This window comes from Natronorubrum sp. A-ect3, assembly GCF_041821125.1.
GTDB classification, from domain to species: domain Archaea; phylum Halobacteriota; class Halobacteria; order Halobacteriales; family Natrialbaceae; genus Natronorubrum; species Natronorubrum bangense.
Genome location: NZ_JBGUBB010000027.1, coordinates 1 through 582, shown reverse-complemented (window position 1 = coordinate 582; position 582 = coordinate 1). Strand labels below are relative to the sequence as shown.

General features: G+C 56.9%; 1 rRNA gene. It reads right to left on the bottom strand.

The features are described 5' to 3' along the window. A 23S ribosomal RNA gene (locus ACERJA_RS20130) occupies positions 1-582 on the bottom strand; the annotation flags it as partial.

Below are 582 nucleotides of genomic sequence, written 5' to 3'. Positions count from 1 at the left end.
CGGATTTGCGGTCACCTATGTTGTTACTAGACAGTCGGAGCGCCCGAGTCACTGCGACCTGCCTCTTCGCGAGGCAGGCATCCCTTATTGCGAACGTACGGGACTAACTTGCCGAATTCCCTAACGTCGGTTGCTCCCGACAGACCTTGGCTTTCGCCGCCACGAGTACCTGTGTCGGATCTCGGTACGGACAGTGTGCTCGCCTTTTCACGGGCTCTGGGTTGACCTGACTTGCGCTATCCTGCCGTTCGCTCGCTTCGTGCCATTACGGCTTCCACGAACTTTGACAGTTCGACTGGGCGAAAGCCCAGCTCAGGCGGCCCCAAAGCGTTGGCTTTGAGTGCACACTGGCATAGGAATATTAACCTATTTCCCTGTTGTCAGCTTCGACTTACGGGCTGACTTAGGACCGGCTAACCCTCAGCTGATCAGCATTGCTGAGGAACCCTTACTCGTTCGGCCGTCGGGGTTCTAACCCGACTAACGCTGCTACTATGACCAGGATTTTCGTTACTGAACGGTCCACACGACCTCTCGGCCGTGCTTCCGCCCGAACAGAACGCCAACCTACGGGATCATCCG